Consider the following 13,529-nt stretch of genomic DNA (forward strand, 5'->3'; position numbering starts at 1 on the left):
GTGCCCAAACGAGAACAAATCCTAGTGGGGCTTGATATCGGCACCACCAAGATCTGCGCGATTGTGGCGGAGATTACGGAAACCGGCGCGCTGAACATCATCGGGGTGGGATCGAGCCCATCGCGCGGCCTCCGCAAAGGGGTGGTGGTCAATATCGAGAGCACGGTGGAATCGATCAAGAAGGCCGTGGACGACGCGGAGCTGATGGCGGGGGTCGAGATCCATTCGGTCTATACCGGCATCGCGGGCGGCCATATCGCCGGCGAAAACTGTAAGGGCGTGGTCGTGCTGAAGAAGCAGGAAGTGACAAGGGAGGACGTGCAGCGGGCGGTGGACAGCGCCAGGACCATGGCGGTGATCCCCCAAGAGCGGCGCGTGCTCCATGTCCTGCCGCGTGAATTCATGGTGGACGATCAGGACGGCATCCGCGATCCGGTCGGACTGTTGGGGACCAGGCTGGAAGTCAACGTGCACATCATCACGGGCGCCGTCACGTCCGCCCAGAACCTCATCAAGGGAGTCAACCGAGCCGGTCTCGATGTCGTGGACATCGTGCTTCAGCCCTTGGCCTCCAGCGAAGCGGTGTTGAGTCCCGAGGAAAAGGAACTGGGCGTGGCCATGGTGGACTTCGGCGGCGGGACGACCGATCTGGCCATCTTCCTGGACGGGAGCGTCCGCCATACGGCGGTGCTGCCGCTCGGCGGCCAGAATCTCACCAAGGATCTGGCGATCGGCCTGCTGACCTCGCAGAGCGAAGCGGAAAAGATCAAGCTCCAATACGGCATCGCCAGGGCGGATCTGCTCCAGGGACACCAGATGGTCGAGGTGCCGTCGGTCGGCGAGCGCCCGGCGCGCATGTTCACGCGGCGCGACATCGCCGACATCCTGGAGCCTCGGGTCGAGGAGATGTTCGAACTGGTCCGGCGCGAAATCGCGCGCGCGGGCTATGAAGGCATGTTGGGCGCCGGCGTCGTGTTGACCGGCGGGACGTCCCTGCTGGAGGGCATGCTGGACGCGGCGGAAAAATTGCTCAACCTGCCGGCCCGGCGGGGGGTACCGGGCGGCGTGGGGGGACTCAGGGACATCGTCAGCAATCCAATCTATTCGACCGGGGTGGGACTGTTGCTGCATGCCCGCCAGCATGCGGAGGCGCAGGAACTCGCCGGGATCGGTAGCGGAGGGCCGATCAAGGGGGCGCTCAGCAGATTAGTGGGGAAGCTGACCGACATCTTCTTAACGTAGCCACCAGCGGGAGCGGAAGCCCGGGATGCTTCCGAGAGGAGGGAGCCACATGTTTTCATTTCAAGAAGATCTTCTGTCCCCGGTCCACATCAAGGTCTTCGGCGTCGGCGGAGCCGGCTGCAATGCGGTCAACACGATGATCCACTCAGGCTTGAGCCGGGTGGAGTTCATCGCCGCCAACACGGACGTGCAGGCGCTGGAACGGTCGCAGGCGGCCTTCAAGATCCAGTTGGGGCCGGAGCGGACGCGCGGGCTGGGCGCCGGCGCGAGACCGGAAATCGGCAAGGACGCGGCATTGGAAAGCAAGGACCAGATCCGCGAAGCCATGCAGGGCGCGGACATGGTCTTCGTCACGGCCGGCATGGGCGGCGGCACCGGCACCGGGGCGGCTCCCATCGTGGCGAGCGTCGCCCGCGAGCTGGGCATCCTGACCGTGGGCGTCGTCACGAAACCGTTCCAGTTCGAAGGGCATCGGCGGATGAGCCATGCGGAGGAAGGGCTGCGGGACCTGCGCCGCCACGTGGATACGCTGCTGATCATTCCGAATCAGCGGCTGCTGGCCATCGTGGACAAGGCGACGCCGCTCTTGGACGCCTTCAAGGTGGCGGACGACGTGCTGCGGCAGGCCATCCAAGGCATCGCCGACGTGATCACGACCACCGGCCATGTCAACGTGGACTTTGCCGACGTGCGAACCGTCATGGCCCATACAGGCCGGGCGGTGATGGGGATGGGACGGGCGCGCGGAGCTAATCGTGCGGTGGAAGCGGCCCATAAGGCGATCAACAGCCCGCTGCTCGAAGACGGGACGGTGGAGGGAGCCAGGGGCGTGCTGCTGAATATCACCGGCGGCGCCGATCTCTCTCTGCACGAGGTGGACGAAGCCGCCTCGATCATCAAGGAGGCCGCCGACGCGGAAGCCAACATTATCGTCGGTCAGGTCATCAACCAGGAGATGGGAGATGAGCTGGTGGTGACGGTGATCGCGACGGGCTTCGAGCATGGGGAGGACGGAGCCAAGAATCCGGTTGCGGCCGATCGGGCGGCGCGTCCCGCCCGGGCGGGACAGCAGATCCTGGCAGCGGTCTCCGCCGGCGTCAGTGAGAAGCCGGCCCGGGATCTGGATCGCCCGGCCTTCCTCCGGAAGCTGAGCGAGCAGCGGGATCTTAAAGAGCGAGTCGGGTTGCTGCCGGATGACGAGTGGGATGTGCCGACGTTCCTGCGGAAGCAGGCCGATTAGGATTGGGATTGGGTTGGCGGGCGTTCTCTGGCATGGCACAATGAGGCGGTGAACCGCACGTCGATCATTACCCTGTCCTCCTTCGCCTCGAACGGGGACGGCCTGCATCATTTCTTCGGCACGCGCCATGCCGCGCAGCTTCCTCCGGGAGAGCACGGCAATCGTGATGTGGAGCGCACGGGCCAGTATTTGGCGCAGGAGGCTCAATCGAGGCCGGACGGTGTTGTGGCCGATCTCGCCGGCGAGTGCCGGTTCGTGGCCGCCAGGCAGGTTCACGGGACGGATGTGCTGGTGGTCGGAGAACTGGTTCCGAGCCGCGAGCTGCTGGAGCAGGGGTGGGATGCCCTGATCACCGACGAACCGGGGCTCTGTCTCACGATCAAGACGGCCGATTGTGTACCGGTGCTGCTGTTCGACCCGGTCCGGCGCGTCATCGCCGCCATCCATGCAGGCTGGCGCGGAACCCTCGCGCAGATTGTTCCCAAGACGATCGGCGCCATGCGCGAGCAGTACGGAAGCCGAGTTGACGTTATAAGGGTAGCGATCGGACCGTCCGCCGCCTCCTGCTGCTACGAAGTCGATGAGCCGGTCTTGAGCCGGCTTCGCGAGGTTTTTCCCGCTTGGTCCTTGGTCCTGCGCGAGGTCGGCGACAACCGAGCCAAACTCGATTTGCGGCAGGTGATCCGGCGCCAGGCCGAAGGGGCCGGCGTGCGGGTGGAATCGATTTCCGCCGCAGACCACTGCACGATCTGCGAGCCGGACCTCTTCTATTCGTATCGACGGGAAGGGAGCGTCCGGGGTACGATGATCAGCGGAATCGCCCTCACAGCACGGTAAGAGGGGGACGGAAAAGGGGCGCGTCCCGCGGTCGAGAGCCGGCCGATGGAGTCGCCAGAGAGAGGCCGTGGTCACCGCTGAGTCCGGATCTGGTGCTCGATCCATCGCCGACAATCTCCATCAGATCAGACGGACGATGGAAGCCGCGGCGTTGCGGGTCGGACGAGCCCCTGCGACGATCCGCCTGCTCGGCGCCACGAAATCGGTGGACATAGCCAGAATCCGGACGGCGATCCAGGCTGGCTTGGCCCTCTGCGGCGAAAATCGGCTCCAGGAGGCCCTGCCGAAAATCGAATCGCTCAAGGGCCTGCCTGTTGAATGGCATTTCATCGGGCGGCTCCAAAGGCGAAAGGTCAAGGCCGTCGTCGGTCGCTTCAGGATGATCCAGTCGGTTGAAGACTTGGAGCTGGCCGAAGAAATCCAGCGGCGGAGCGAGGAGGCCGGGATCGATCAGCCGGTGTTGCTCGAAGTCAATATCGGGAGCGAAGCCAGCAAGGGAGGTTTTGAGCCCCATGCGCTTGAGCGGGCCATGCCGGAGCTGCTGGCGATGCGGCGGCTGCGTATTCAAGGACTCATGACGATTCCCCCGCCCGAGGATGATCCGGAACGCGCCCGGCCTCATTTTCGACGGTTGCGTGAACTGGCTCAATCGCTGGCTCGTCGTGACTTGCCCGGGCTGAGCATGGCGGAGCTTTCCATGGGCATGTCCCATGACTATGCCGTGGCAATTGAAGAAGGGGCGACGATTGTGCGGATCGGCACGGCCCTGTTCGGGACGAGATCGGAGCACCCATGAGCAACACGAACCGAAGCGGACGCCTGTCGGTGATCGGCGGCGGCCAAATGGCCGAGGCCTTGATCGGTGGGCTGCTGGCGGCCGGGAGGTGGACGCCGGAGCAGATCACGGCGACCGATCTCAGCCAAGGCCGCCGGGATGTGCTCCACGACCGGTTCGGCGTGGGAGTGGGGGCGGACAACCGGGAGGCGGTCGCAGGCACAGAAACGGTGATCCTGGCGGTCAAGCCTCAAGTTGTGGCAGACGTGCTGGAGGAGCTTCGATCTTGTTGGAACCACCACTTGGTGATCTCCATTGCGGCCGGCATCCGGCTCGCATGGCTCAGGGAACGGGTGCCGGCTGATGTTCGGCTCATCCGCGTGATGCCCAATGCGCCGGCCCTGGTCGGAGCCGGCATGTCCGTACTGGCCTCGCACGAGAGCGCCACGGTGGATGACGAACGGCTGGCCCTCGGTTTGTTCGAATCGGTGGGCCGCGCCGTGGTTCTTGAAGAAGAACTCTTGGATGCGGTGACGGGATTGAGCGGCAGCGGGCCTGCCTACGTGTGTGTGGCGCTGGAAGCGCTGTCCGACGGAGGGGTCAAGATGGGGCTGCCGAGAGCGTCGGCGCAGCGGTTGGCCGCACAGACGGCCGTTGGGGCAGCTTCTTTGCTGCTCGCGTCCGGTTCGTCGCCTTCCCGTTGGCAGGAAACCGTCCTCGCCGATTGCCCTCCTGCGGCGCGAGGGATCGATGCGTTGCTCAGGGCGCAGGCCGGATCGGCGTTGATCAATGCGGTCTCGGCGGCGACCCGCCGTTCGCGGGAATTGGGGGCCTGATGTTTGTCCTCGGCAACGTCTTGCAGGGGCTCGCGACGATTCTGAGCTGGGTGTTGACGATGTATCAGTGGATCATCATCGCGCGCGCCTTGATCTCATGGGTGAATCCCGATCCCTGGAATCCGATCGTGCAGTTTCTCGAACGGGCCACCGAGCCGGTCCTGGCGCCCATTCGCCGCCTGTTGGGCTGGCGCATGGGGATCGATATTTCTCCGCTGGTTGCGATCTTCGTGATTATCTTCCTACAATACGCACTCGTCGCCACGCTGCATGATGTGGCCGTCCGACTTCGTTGATCACCGGCGTATGAGGTAGATCCATGAAACTGACACCGCTCGAAATTCAGCAGATGGTCTTTCAGGTGCGCCTGCGGGGATACGACAGGGAGGAGGTCAACCGCTTCCTGGAGGAGGTGGCGCAAACCCTCGAATCCGCCAATCGCGAAAATGCCACGCTGCGGGAGCGGGTCTCCTATATGGAGCAGCAACTGGCCGATATGAAGCGGAACGAGGCCACCCTGTCCAACACCCTGCTCTCCGCCCAATCGCTGGCGGATGACGTGAAGCGGGCGGCCCAGCGCGACGCCGAACTGGCCATGAAGGAGGCGGAACTGAAAGCCTCCGAGTTGCTGAGGGAAGCGCGGGTCGAGCTCGCCGAAACCCAGCGGGATATCTCGGAACTCCGCAAGCAGCGACTGCTGATGATCGAGCGGTTGCGCGCGACGATCCGCACGTTCGAGCGGATGCTGGAAATCGAAGACGAAGACGAGGATTCTTCCGAACCGGCCGCGCCGAGCAACAAGCTCACCGGCGAGTCCCCCCGGTATCACCAATAAGTAAAGATGTGCAGGCTGTTTTCCAGCCTTCCGCACCGTCCCAATCCATTCAAGGGGCGATTCCGTAGGGGGGCCGGTTGGGGCGGTACTGCTCGGCTTCCTGCCCTGTGATGACGTTCGATCGGCCGTCACGATAAATGGAATCTCTCGATCGGGTCAGGGCGACCCTGCTAGCCGCGATCGATGTCGGAGTGTTTCCCGGCGCGGTGCTCCATGTGCGGCGCCGGGGGCAGGTCTGGCGCGAAGCGGCGGTCGGGCGCACGGCCTCCTCTGTAATCGGCAAGCCGGTTACTCCTCACACTCTGTATGACCTGGCCTCACTCACCAAACCGCTCGCGACGACCAGCGCGATCCTGCAACTGGTTCAGGACAAAATGCTGCAACTGGAGGATCCGGTCGCGCGGCACCTTCCCGAACTCCACGGTGCGGCGATCGGAGAGGCCAGGGTCTGGCATTTGCTGACGCACAGTTCCGGCCTGCCGGGCTGGCGGCCGTTTTATCAATGGTTGGGTCAAGGCGCGGCGGCATTGGAACCCGTGGCCGGGGATCGCACGAAGCAGGAACGCGTCTTGGGTTTCATCCGATCCGAACGGTTGGAATGTATTCCCGGTGAGCGGAGCCTCTACAGCGACCTGGGGTTCATGCTGTTGGGCTGGATCGTCGAACGGCTCGCTCAACAATCGCTGGCGGAATTGTGTCGAGACCGGTTGCATGGTCCGATCGGAGCCTGGCCCCTCGCATTTGTGCCAAGCGGGCAGACCGTCGCGACGATCTTCGGACCGGAGTCCGTGGCGGCGCCGACCGAAGAAGACCCCTGGCGAGGACGGCTGCTCGAAGGTGAGGTGCACGATGAGAACGCGGCGGCGCTGGGCGGAGTGGCAGGGCACGCCGGGCTGTTCGGCACCGCCCAGGCTGTGGCCTGCGTGGCCCAGGCCTGGTTGGAGGCCTGGAGCGGGCGGCCGAGCCGATGGTCGTCTGAGCTTGTGCGTCGTTTCGTCACGCGGCAGACGGTGATCCCGTCCTCAACCTGGGCGCTGGGGTGGGATACGCCATCGGGCTGCGCGTCGTCCGCCGGCAGTCATTTCTCGAAGGCGGCGTTCGGTCATTTGGGCTTCACGGGAACGTCGATCTGGGTCGATCCGGTGGAGCAGTTGGTTGTCGTGCTGTTGTCGAATCGCGTGCATCCGACCAGACACAACGACGCCATCAAGACCTTCCGGCCGAAGATTCACGATGTGATCTGGGACGAGTGCGTCGCGGGTTGGTGAGTCAGTCTGCGTAGTCGATCCAGGTTTCTTTTTCAGCCAGGTAGCGTTTGCCTCTGAAATTCAAGCGGGTCCGCATCCGGCGAAAGCCCAGGTTCCGCAAGCGGTCAACCACGTCCTTGACGGCATCGGCCACGGTTCGGTGGGTTTGCCCCTCCACGACGAGCGCTTCATACATGACCTGGGCCTTGTATCCGGCTCCGGTCCGATTGACGGCGATCGAACGATTGAAGTAGCGGTCGCTCGGATCGGTCCCTTCGAGCTGATGGCGTTCGACCAGGCCTTCCTTCTTCAACGAGAGCGGAAGCGTGCTCATGTGCTCCTCCGGTGTGACACAGCGGTCTTCTGTAACGCGGTGCATTATAAGAGGGCGTGGGGAGGCGTGCAACCGCGGTTGACAAGGTCGGAAGGCCGTTCCTATCATGCCGCGTTTTCGGCGGACACCGGCAGGCGCCACATCCCGCCGGTTTGTAGAAAGCGGATGAATATCCCCAACAGTCTGACCACGCTGCGAATCCTGCTCATTCCGGTTTTTGTCGGCTTTCTCGTCTATGAACAGGTCGATCGGGCTCTGCTCGTCCTGGTAATAGCGGGCTTGACGGACGCGTTGGATGGAACGGTGGCGCGGATCATCAACCAACGGACTCGCCTCGGGGCGATTCTGGATCCGCTGGCGGACAAGCTGCTCATGGTGTCCGGCTTTGTCGCCCTGTCGGCGTTGCACTTGATTCCATCCTGGGTGGTGATTCTGGTGGTCAGCCGCGACTTTATTCTGATCGTGGGAACCTTGGTCGCCCGGTTGACCGAGTCGCCGCTCGACATCACGCCGACCGTGCTGGGCAAGGCCACGACGGTGTTTCAATTGTCCTACCTCGTGCTGATCCTGCTGTTTCGCGCCACGAGCCGCGACGTGGCGCAGCTCGACCCCCTGCTCTATGCGACCGCCGCCGTGACGCTGGCGTCCGGGCTCCACTACCTGTACCGCGGGTTCCTGCGGGTCAGCACGCGAGACATCTGAAGCGGCGCTGCGCGGAGCTGCGACGTCCGGTCCGAGCCGGACCGTTGGCGCGCGCCTCCGACGCGGCGAAAAACGCGTTTTCTTTGACAGGGTTTCGCCCCGCCACTAGACTGCCTGAAGGAACCTCAACCCAGGTTTTTACTGAGTCCGTCTCGCTTGTGCGAGCAGGACGGAATCGTTCAGTTCACCCACCCGAGGACGTCCATGGCTACATTCGCCTATGTCGGGAAGACGCGGCAAGGAGCGGTCAAAAAGGGGGAACTCACCGCAAAGACCCGCGATGAGGCGGTGGACCAGTTGCGCAAGCAGAACGTCATCGTCACCAGTCTGGAAGAAAAGCAGGGCGGCGAAGGCCTCGGCAAGCTGTCTTTCGGATCGGGCATCAAGGACAAAGACATCGTCGTGTTCACCCGGCAGTTCGGCACGATGATCAACGCGGGCCTTCCCCTCGTGCAATGCCTGGATATTCTCGGCACGCAGTCGGAAAACAAGGTGCTGGGCAAGGCCGTGACGGAGGTGAAAACCTCGGTCGAAAGCGGCAGCACGTTGGCGGACGCCCTCCGCAAGCATCCCAAAGTCTTCGACGAACTCTACGTCAACATGATCCATGCGGGAGAGGTCGGCGGGTTGCTCGACACGATCCTCGGCCGTCTGGCCAAACACATCGAAAAGGCCATGAAGCTGAAGGGGCAGATCAAATCGGCCATGGTCTACCCTTCGGCCATCATCGGCGTGGCGGTCATCGTCATCACGATCCTGATGATCTGGGTGATTCCGATCTTCGCCAAGATGTTCGCGGAAATGTCCGGCGGCAAGATGGGCCTGCCGGCGCCCACCCAGATCGTGATCGATCTCAGCAACTTCATGAAAAGCTACATTCTCTTCATGATCGCGGGAGCCATTGCGGCGATCGTGGCGCTCAAACGCTATTACAAAACGCCGAACGGCAAGTTGACCATCGACCGCCTGTTGCTCAAGACGCCGATTTTCGGCGACCTGATTCGCAAGGCGGCCGTCGCCAAGTTCACGCGGACGCTGGGCACCCTCATCACGAGCGGGGTGCCGCTGTTGGAAGGTCTCTCCATTTGCGCGAAGACCGCCGGGAACAAGATCATCGAAATCGCCATCATGGACGCGCGGATCAGCATCAGCGGCGGGAAAACCATCGCCGAGCCGCTGTCCAAGAGCAATGTCTTTCCGAAAATGGTCACGCACATGATCGCGGTCGGCGAATCCACCGGCGCCCTCGACAACATGCTCGGCAAGATCGCCGATTTCTACGAGGATGAAGTGGACCAGGCGGTTGCGGCCCTCACCTCGCTGCTGGAGCCCATCATGATGGTCTTTCTCGGCACCATCATCGGGTTCATCGTGATCGCCATGTATTTGCCGATCTTCCAGATGGCGTCGGCCATCGGATAGGTGGCCGACCGAGCCTTCGCGCACCGGTCCCGACACCGTGCATGGACAGCCTTCGCGCACGACTCCAGTGGCTGATGGGAATTCGCGTCATCGTGGTGACGCTGCTCCTGGGGTTTTCGCTTGGCCTGCAGACGTCCGGCGGGCAGCCCGTCCGGATGTCTTACGGACTCATCGGCTGTTCCTACCTGATCACCGTGCCCTATCTCTGGATCCTGCCCCGGTTGCGGAGCGAGCGATGGATCGCCGGCCTGTCCTACAGCCAGATCGCCGTCGATCTGTTGCTTGAAACGGTGTTGATCGCAAAAACCGGCGGGGTGGAGAGCCCGTTCGTGGTCCTGTACGTCATCACCGTCAGCTTGGCCAGTCTCGTACCCGGCCAGCGGGTGGCGCAAGTCACCGGGACGAGCGCCGTCCTGCTCTTCGCCGTCTTGGTGTTCAGCCAGTTGGGCGAGGTCGGGAGGGTATCGGATTGGACGGGGCCCACCAAGATGGCGGCGCACGAAGCGCTTTGGACCTTCGGCGTCAACGGCCTGGCCGTGCTCCTCGTCGGGCTGCTCAGCGGAGCGCTGGCGGAACAGCTTCGCCGGGCCGACGAAACCCTGCACGAGAAAGAGCAGGGCTTCGCCCGGTTGCAGGTGTTCCACGAAAGCGTGGTGCAGAGCATCAGCAGCGGGGTGTTCACGACGGACGGGCAGGGCCGTCTGACAGCCTTCAATCGCGCGGCCCGCGAGATCACCGGCTATGAGTGGGCGGATATCCATCATCGATCCTGGCGGGAGGTGTTCAACTGGCGGCCGGGGGATCATGAGGCCGACGGGGTCGTCTTTGCGGAGCCGATGCGTTTCGAGGTGGAATGCAAGCGATCGAACGGCGCCCGGCTGGTGCTCGGCATGACGGTGTCGCCGCTGCATGAACGGGGAGTGCAAACGGGTCTCGTCGGCGTCTTCAAAGACCTGACGGAGATCCGCGATCTTGAAGAAGAGATGCGGCGCAAGGAATGGCTCGCCAAGCTTGGAGAGATGTCCGCCGGCATGGCCCATGAAATCCGGAACCCGCTCGGCGCGCTGGCGGGCGCGATGCAAATGCTCAGCCGGGAGCAGTCGCACGATGAGGCCAACCGGCATTTGATGGACATCGCGGTGCGCGAGGCGCGGCGGTTGGACGACATCATCACGGCCTTCCTGCAATATGCCAAGCCGCCCGCGCTGAACCTGGCCGAGCAGGACATCAACGCGATCCTGACGGATACGCTGGAGCTGATCCGCCACGAGGCCAACAAGCGCCCCAACCTGTCCATCGAGACGCGGTTGCTGTCGGGGCCGGCGATGGCGCAGGTCGATCACAATCAGATGAAGCAGGTGTTTTGGAACCTGGCCGTCAACGCGTTCGACGCCATGCCGGGCGGGGGCCGTTTGCGGATCACGACGGAACGGCGGCGGATCGACGCGGGAGAACGACGCGGAGAAGTCGTCGAGATCGCGTTTCGGGACACGGGGGCCGGCATCGCGAAAGAGCATTTGGACAAGATCTTTCTGCCGTTCTTCACGACCAAGCGCCACGGGTCGGGGTTGGGGCTGGCGGCGGTGCATCGCATCGTCGACCAGCACGGCGGGTGGATCCGGGTGGAAAGTCAGGCGGGCCAAGGCTCGCAGTTTGTCGTCTGTTTACCGCGGACGGCGGGAGCCGGACCGCGATTGTGGCACGAAGGACGGGAACCGTGGAAAAAATCCTAGTCGTCGATGATGAGCCGAGTTTGCGGGACGTGTTGGGGATCATGCTGAAAAAGGCGGGCTATACGACCACGTTGGCGGCCGACGGAGAAGAGGCCGTCTCGCAGGTCAACAAGGAGATCTATGATCTGGTCATTACGGATCTCAAGATGCCCGGAGTCGGCGGGATGGAAGTCCTTAAGGCCGTGAAGTCCGCCTCTCCGGACACGGTGGTGTTGGTCGTCACCGCGTTCGGCTCTCCCGACACGGCCGTCGAGGCGATGAAACTCGGCGCCTATGACTATCTGACGAAGCCCTTTCAGGTCGATGAAGTCCAACTCATCATCCGGAACGCGCTCGAAAAGCGGCGGCTCTCGGCCGAGAACATGTTGCTCAAACGGGAAATGGCGAGCCATTCCTCGCTCTCCAGCATCATCGGACAAAGCGAGGCGATGCAACAGGTGTTCGATGTCATCCGCAAGGTGGCGGACACGCGGAGCAATGTGTTGATCTGCGGGGAGAGCGGGACCGGGAAGGAACTGGTGGCCCGGGCGATCCACTACAACAGCGCCAGAAGCCAGATGCCGTTCGTGGCCGTGAACTGCAGCGCCATGCCCGAAACCCTGCTGGAAAGCGAGTTGTTCGGCCACATGAAGGGGTCGTTCACCGGCGCCATGGCGAACAAGGCCGGCCTCTTCGAAATCGCCAACGGAGGCACGATCTTCCTGGACGAGATCGGCGACATGACCATGGCGACCCAGGTCAAGCTCCTGCGCGTGATCCAGGAACGGGAGTTCCGCCGGGTCGGCGGAACCCAGGATGTCAAGGTGGACGTGCGCATCGTGGCGGCGACCAACCGCGACCTGGAGCGGGCGGTGGCCGAAGGAGGTTTCCGCGAGGATCTCTATTACCGGCTCGACGTGATTCCGATCCGCCTGCCGCCCTTGCGGCTGCGCACCGGCGACATTCCGCTGCTCGTGCAGCATTTTCTGGAGAGGTTCTCCAAGGAGTCGGGCAAGCCGAGTCCGGCGATCACCCCTGAGGCCGTGCAGGCGCTGGTTTCGCACGAATTCAGGGGCAACGTGCGGGAGTTGGAGAATCTCATCGAACGGGCCGTGGCCTTCTCCACCGGCGGGGCGATCACGGCCGACGACGTGCGGGCATGGTTGCACAAGCCGGCCGCGGCCCAGGCCTATCCCACGGATCTTCCGCCCGAAGGGTTGGATTTGGAAGGCCTCATCTGTAAAATAGAAAAAGATTTGCTGATGAAGGCCCTGGAACGATCGGGCTGGGTCAAGAAAAAGGCCGCCCGCCTGTTGCAGCTCAACACGCGCTCATTCCGGTATCGGCTCGAGAAATATGCCATTAAAGGGGGGCGCGACTGACTTCGGGCCGATCTCCGCAGGAGCCTCGGAAACCTTCCCACCTTCCTCGCGCCAGGTGTCGGTCGCGGCGCCGGCCAAGGTCAACCTGGTCCTGAGAATCCTCGACCGGCGCCCCGACGGATACCACAACCTCTGGTCCGTCATGCAGACGGTGGATCTGAAGGACGAGGTCGTCCTGCGAGTCGGATTGCAGCCTGGCCGTATCGAGTTGACCTGTGATCAGCCCGACATGCCCTTGGGATCCGACAATCTTGTTTGCCGGGCGGCCGCGCTGGTGCTGGAGCGCGCGCGTCTTGACCACGGTCTCACCATCGATCTGCGCAAACGAATACCCATGGGAGCCGGGCTCGGCGGCGGGAGTAGCGATGCGGCCGCGACCATTTTGGGCCTGAACCGCCTCCTTGATCTCGGATGGTCCGCGCAGCAAATGGCCGAGGTCGGCGCATCGTTGGGCAGCGACATCCCGTTCTTTTTCTTCGCCCCCTGCGCCAAGGTCGGCGGACGGGGTGACCTGGTCAGTCCGCTGGACCTGACTGGCCGGCGGGCGGTGCTCTTGGTGAATCCCGGGTTCGGCGTCGAGACCAAGTGGGCCTATCAGACCTTAGCCGCAGCCCGCGCGTCGGCCCCGGCGCTGGGAAAGGACTTGGCAGAGTTGGACCGGCGACAGTCGATCTCCTGGGATGCGTTGCGACCGCTGATGGGGAATGATTTTGAAGACGTGGTCTTCCCTCACCATCCGGTTTTGCGAGAGATCAAAGAGACGTTGCTTTCCCACGGAGCCGAATCGGCGTTCCTGTCCGGGACCGGCGCAACGGTTTTCGGGATCTTTGAGTCCTTCTCCGAGGCAACTCGGGCCGGGAATCTGTTTGCCGGGAAGCCGGGATGGCGGACCGTAGCGGCCGAGACGGAAACCACGCCGCTGGCCGTATCCGTCGGCTCCCCTTCGCGCGGGCCTTCTTGACAGC

The 13,529-nt window shown here is 63.4% G+C and carries 14 protein-coding genes; 13 read left to right on the top strand and 1 reads right to left on the bottom strand.

The annotated features are described in order from the left end of the window. From ftsA to QWI75_RS05010, 8 genes are all read left to right on the top strand, one after another. Entirely contained in the window at nucleotides 1–1,242 is a 1,242-nt protein-coding gene (gene ftsA, locus QWI75_RS04975; protein ID WP_289267590.1) for a cell division protein FtsA, read from the top strand. Nucleotides 1,243–1,291: 49 nt separating this feature from the next. Then, complete coding sequence (gene ftsZ, locus QWI75_RS04980) at nucleotides 1,292–2,482, top strand: cell division protein FtsZ (RefSeq protein ID WP_289267591.1); 1,191 nt, start codon at nucleotides 1,292–1,294, stop codon at nucleotides 2,480–2,482. Nucleotides 2,483–2,530: 48 nt separating this feature from the next. After that, complete coding sequence (gene pgeF / locus QWI75_RS04985; protein WP_289267592.1) at nucleotides 2,531–3,319, top strand: peptidoglycan editing factor PgeF; 789 nt, start codon at nucleotides 2,531–2,533, stop codon at nucleotides 3,317–3,319. A 67-nt stretch (nucleotides 3,320–3,386) separates the two neighbouring features. After that, nucleotides 3,387–4,115: a YggS family pyridoxal phosphate-dependent enzyme gene (locus QWI75_RS04990; RefSeq protein WP_289267593.1), complete on the top strand. Its 729-nt coding sequence runs from the start codon at nucleotides 3,387–3,389 to the stop codon at nucleotides 4,113–4,115. Next, on the top strand, nucleotides 4,112–4,930 hold the full coding sequence (proC, locus tag QWI75_RS04995; protein WP_289267594.1) for a pyrroline-5-carboxylate reductase: 819 nt from the start codon (nucleotides 4,112–4,114) through the stop codon (nucleotides 4,928–4,930). The genes QWI75_RS04990 and proC overlap by 4 nt, the downstream gene beginning before the upstream one ends. Then, on the top strand, nucleotides 4,930–5,226 hold the full coding sequence (locus QWI75_RS05000) for a YggT family protein (protein ID WP_289267595.1): 297 nt from the start codon (nucleotides 4,930–4,932) through the stop codon (nucleotides 5,224–5,226). Before proC ends, QWI75_RS05000 begins: the two co-directional genes overlap by 1 nt. Nucleotides 5,227–5,249: 23 nt before the next feature. After that, the gene (locus QWI75_RS05005) at nucleotides 5,250–5,765 is read left to right on the top strand and encodes a DivIVA domain-containing protein (RefSeq protein ID WP_289267596.1); all 516 of its coding nucleotides are present in this window, start codon (nucleotides 5,250–5,252) and stop codon (nucleotides 5,763–5,765) included. A 137-nt stretch (nucleotides 5,766–5,902) separates the two neighbouring features. Further along, nucleotides 5,903–7,033 carry a serine hydrolase domain-containing protein gene (locus QWI75_RS05010; RefSeq protein ID WP_289267597.1) on the top strand — a complete coding sequence of 377 codons (1,131 nt, stop codon included), beginning with the start codon at nucleotides 5,903–5,905 and terminating at the stop codon, nucleotides 7,031–7,033. Nucleotide 7,034: 1 nt separating this feature from the next. Here the strand turns inward: QWI75_RS05010 and QWI75_RS05015 are convergent, their stop codons facing one another. Further along, nucleotides 7,035–7,346, bottom strand: a complete 312-nt coding sequence (locus QWI75_RS05015) for a hypothetical protein (protein ID WP_289267598.1) — start codon at nucleotides 7,344–7,346, stop codon at nucleotides 7,035–7,037. A 165-nt stretch (nucleotides 7,347–7,511) separates the two neighbouring features. On the opposite strand from QWI75_RS05015, the gene QWI75_RS05020 reads away from it, so the two are divergent. The 5 genes from QWI75_RS05020 to ispE all read left to right on the top strand — a co-directional run bounded on the left by QWI75_RS05020 (nucleotide 7,512) and on the right by ispE (nucleotide 13,525). Then, nucleotides 7,512–8,048: a CDP-alcohol phosphatidyltransferase family protein gene (locus QWI75_RS05020; protein WP_289267599.1), complete on the top strand. Its 537-nt coding sequence runs from the start codon at nucleotides 7,512–7,514 to the stop codon at nucleotides 8,046–8,048. 204 nt (nucleotides 8,049–8,252) lie between these two features. Next, nucleotides 8,253–9,470, top strand: a complete 1,218-nt coding sequence (locus tag QWI75_RS05025; RefSeq protein WP_289267600.1) for a type II secretion system F family protein — start codon at nucleotides 8,253–8,255, stop codon at nucleotides 9,468–9,470. A 41-nt stretch (nucleotides 9,471–9,511) separates the two neighbouring features. Next, nucleotides 9,512–11,203, top strand: a complete 1,692-nt coding sequence (locus QWI75_RS05030) for a two-component system sensor histidine kinase NtrB (RefSeq protein WP_289267601.1) — start codon at nucleotides 9,512–9,514, stop codon at nucleotides 11,201–11,203. Then, nucleotides 11,188–12,564, top strand: coding sequence for a sigma-54-dependent transcriptional regulator (locus QWI75_RS05035; RefSeq protein ID WP_289267602.1), 1,377 nt, complete (start codon nucleotides 11,188–11,190; stop codon nucleotides 12,562–12,564). The genes QWI75_RS05030 and QWI75_RS05035 overlap by 16 nt, the downstream gene beginning before the upstream one ends. After that, complete coding sequence (gene ispE / locus QWI75_RS05040; protein ID WP_289267603.1) at nucleotides 12,539–13,525, top strand: 4-(cytidine 5'-diphospho)-2-C-methyl-D-erythritol kinase; 987 nt, start codon at nucleotides 12,539–12,541, stop codon at nucleotides 13,523–13,525. The genes QWI75_RS05035 and ispE overlap by 26 nt, the downstream gene beginning before the upstream one ends. Nucleotides 13,526–13,529: the final 4 nt, after the last annotated feature.

The organism is Nitrospira tepida, assembly GCF_947241125.1.
GTDB classification, from domain to species: domain Bacteria; phylum Nitrospirota; class Nitrospiria; order Nitrospirales; family Nitrospiraceae; genus Nitrospira_G; species Nitrospira_G tepida.

What these genes read in the sequence shown, in the direction of transcription:
- ftsZ (WP_289267591.1), top strand. Translation starts at nt 1,292, where the DNA reads ATGTTTTCATTTCAAGAAGATCTTCTGTCCCCGGTCCACATCAAGGTC.
- QWI75_RS05010 (WP_289267597.1), top strand. Translation starts at nt 5,903, where the DNA reads ATGGAATCTCTCGATCGGGTCAGGGCGACCCTGCTAGCCGCGATCGAT.
- ispE (WP_289267603.1), top strand. Translation starts at nt 12,539, where the DNA reads ATGCCATTAAAGGGGGGCGCGACTGACTTCGGGCCGATCTCCGCAGGA.
- QWI75_RS05000 (WP_289267595.1), top strand. Translation starts at nt 4,930, where the DNA reads ATGTTTGTCCTCGGCAACGTCTTGCAGGGGCTCGCGACGATTCTGAGC.
- proC (WP_289267594.1), top strand. Translation starts at nt 4,112, where the DNA reads ATGAGCAACACGAACCGAAGCGGACGCCTGTCGGTGATCGGCGGCGGC.
- QWI75_RS05020 (WP_289267599.1), top strand. Translation starts at nt 7,512, where the DNA reads ATGAATATCCCCAACAGTCTGACCACGCTGCGAATCCTGCTCATTCCG.
- QWI75_RS05015 (WP_289267598.1), bottom strand. Translation starts at nt 7,346, where the DNA reads ATGAGCACGCTTCCGCTCTCGTTGAAGAAGGAAGGCCTGGTCGAACGC.
- QWI75_RS05030 (WP_289267601.1), top strand. Translation starts at nt 9,512, where the DNA reads ATGGACAGCCTTCGCGCACGACTCCAGTGGCTGATGGGAATTCGCGTC.
- QWI75_RS05025 (WP_289267600.1), top strand. Translation starts at nt 8,253, where the DNA reads ATGGCTACATTCGCCTATGTCGGGAAGACGCGGCAAGGAGCGGTCAAA.
- QWI75_RS05005 (WP_289267596.1), top strand. Translation starts at nt 5,250, where the DNA reads ATGAAACTGACACCGCTCGAAATTCAGCAGATGGTCTTTCAGGTGCGC.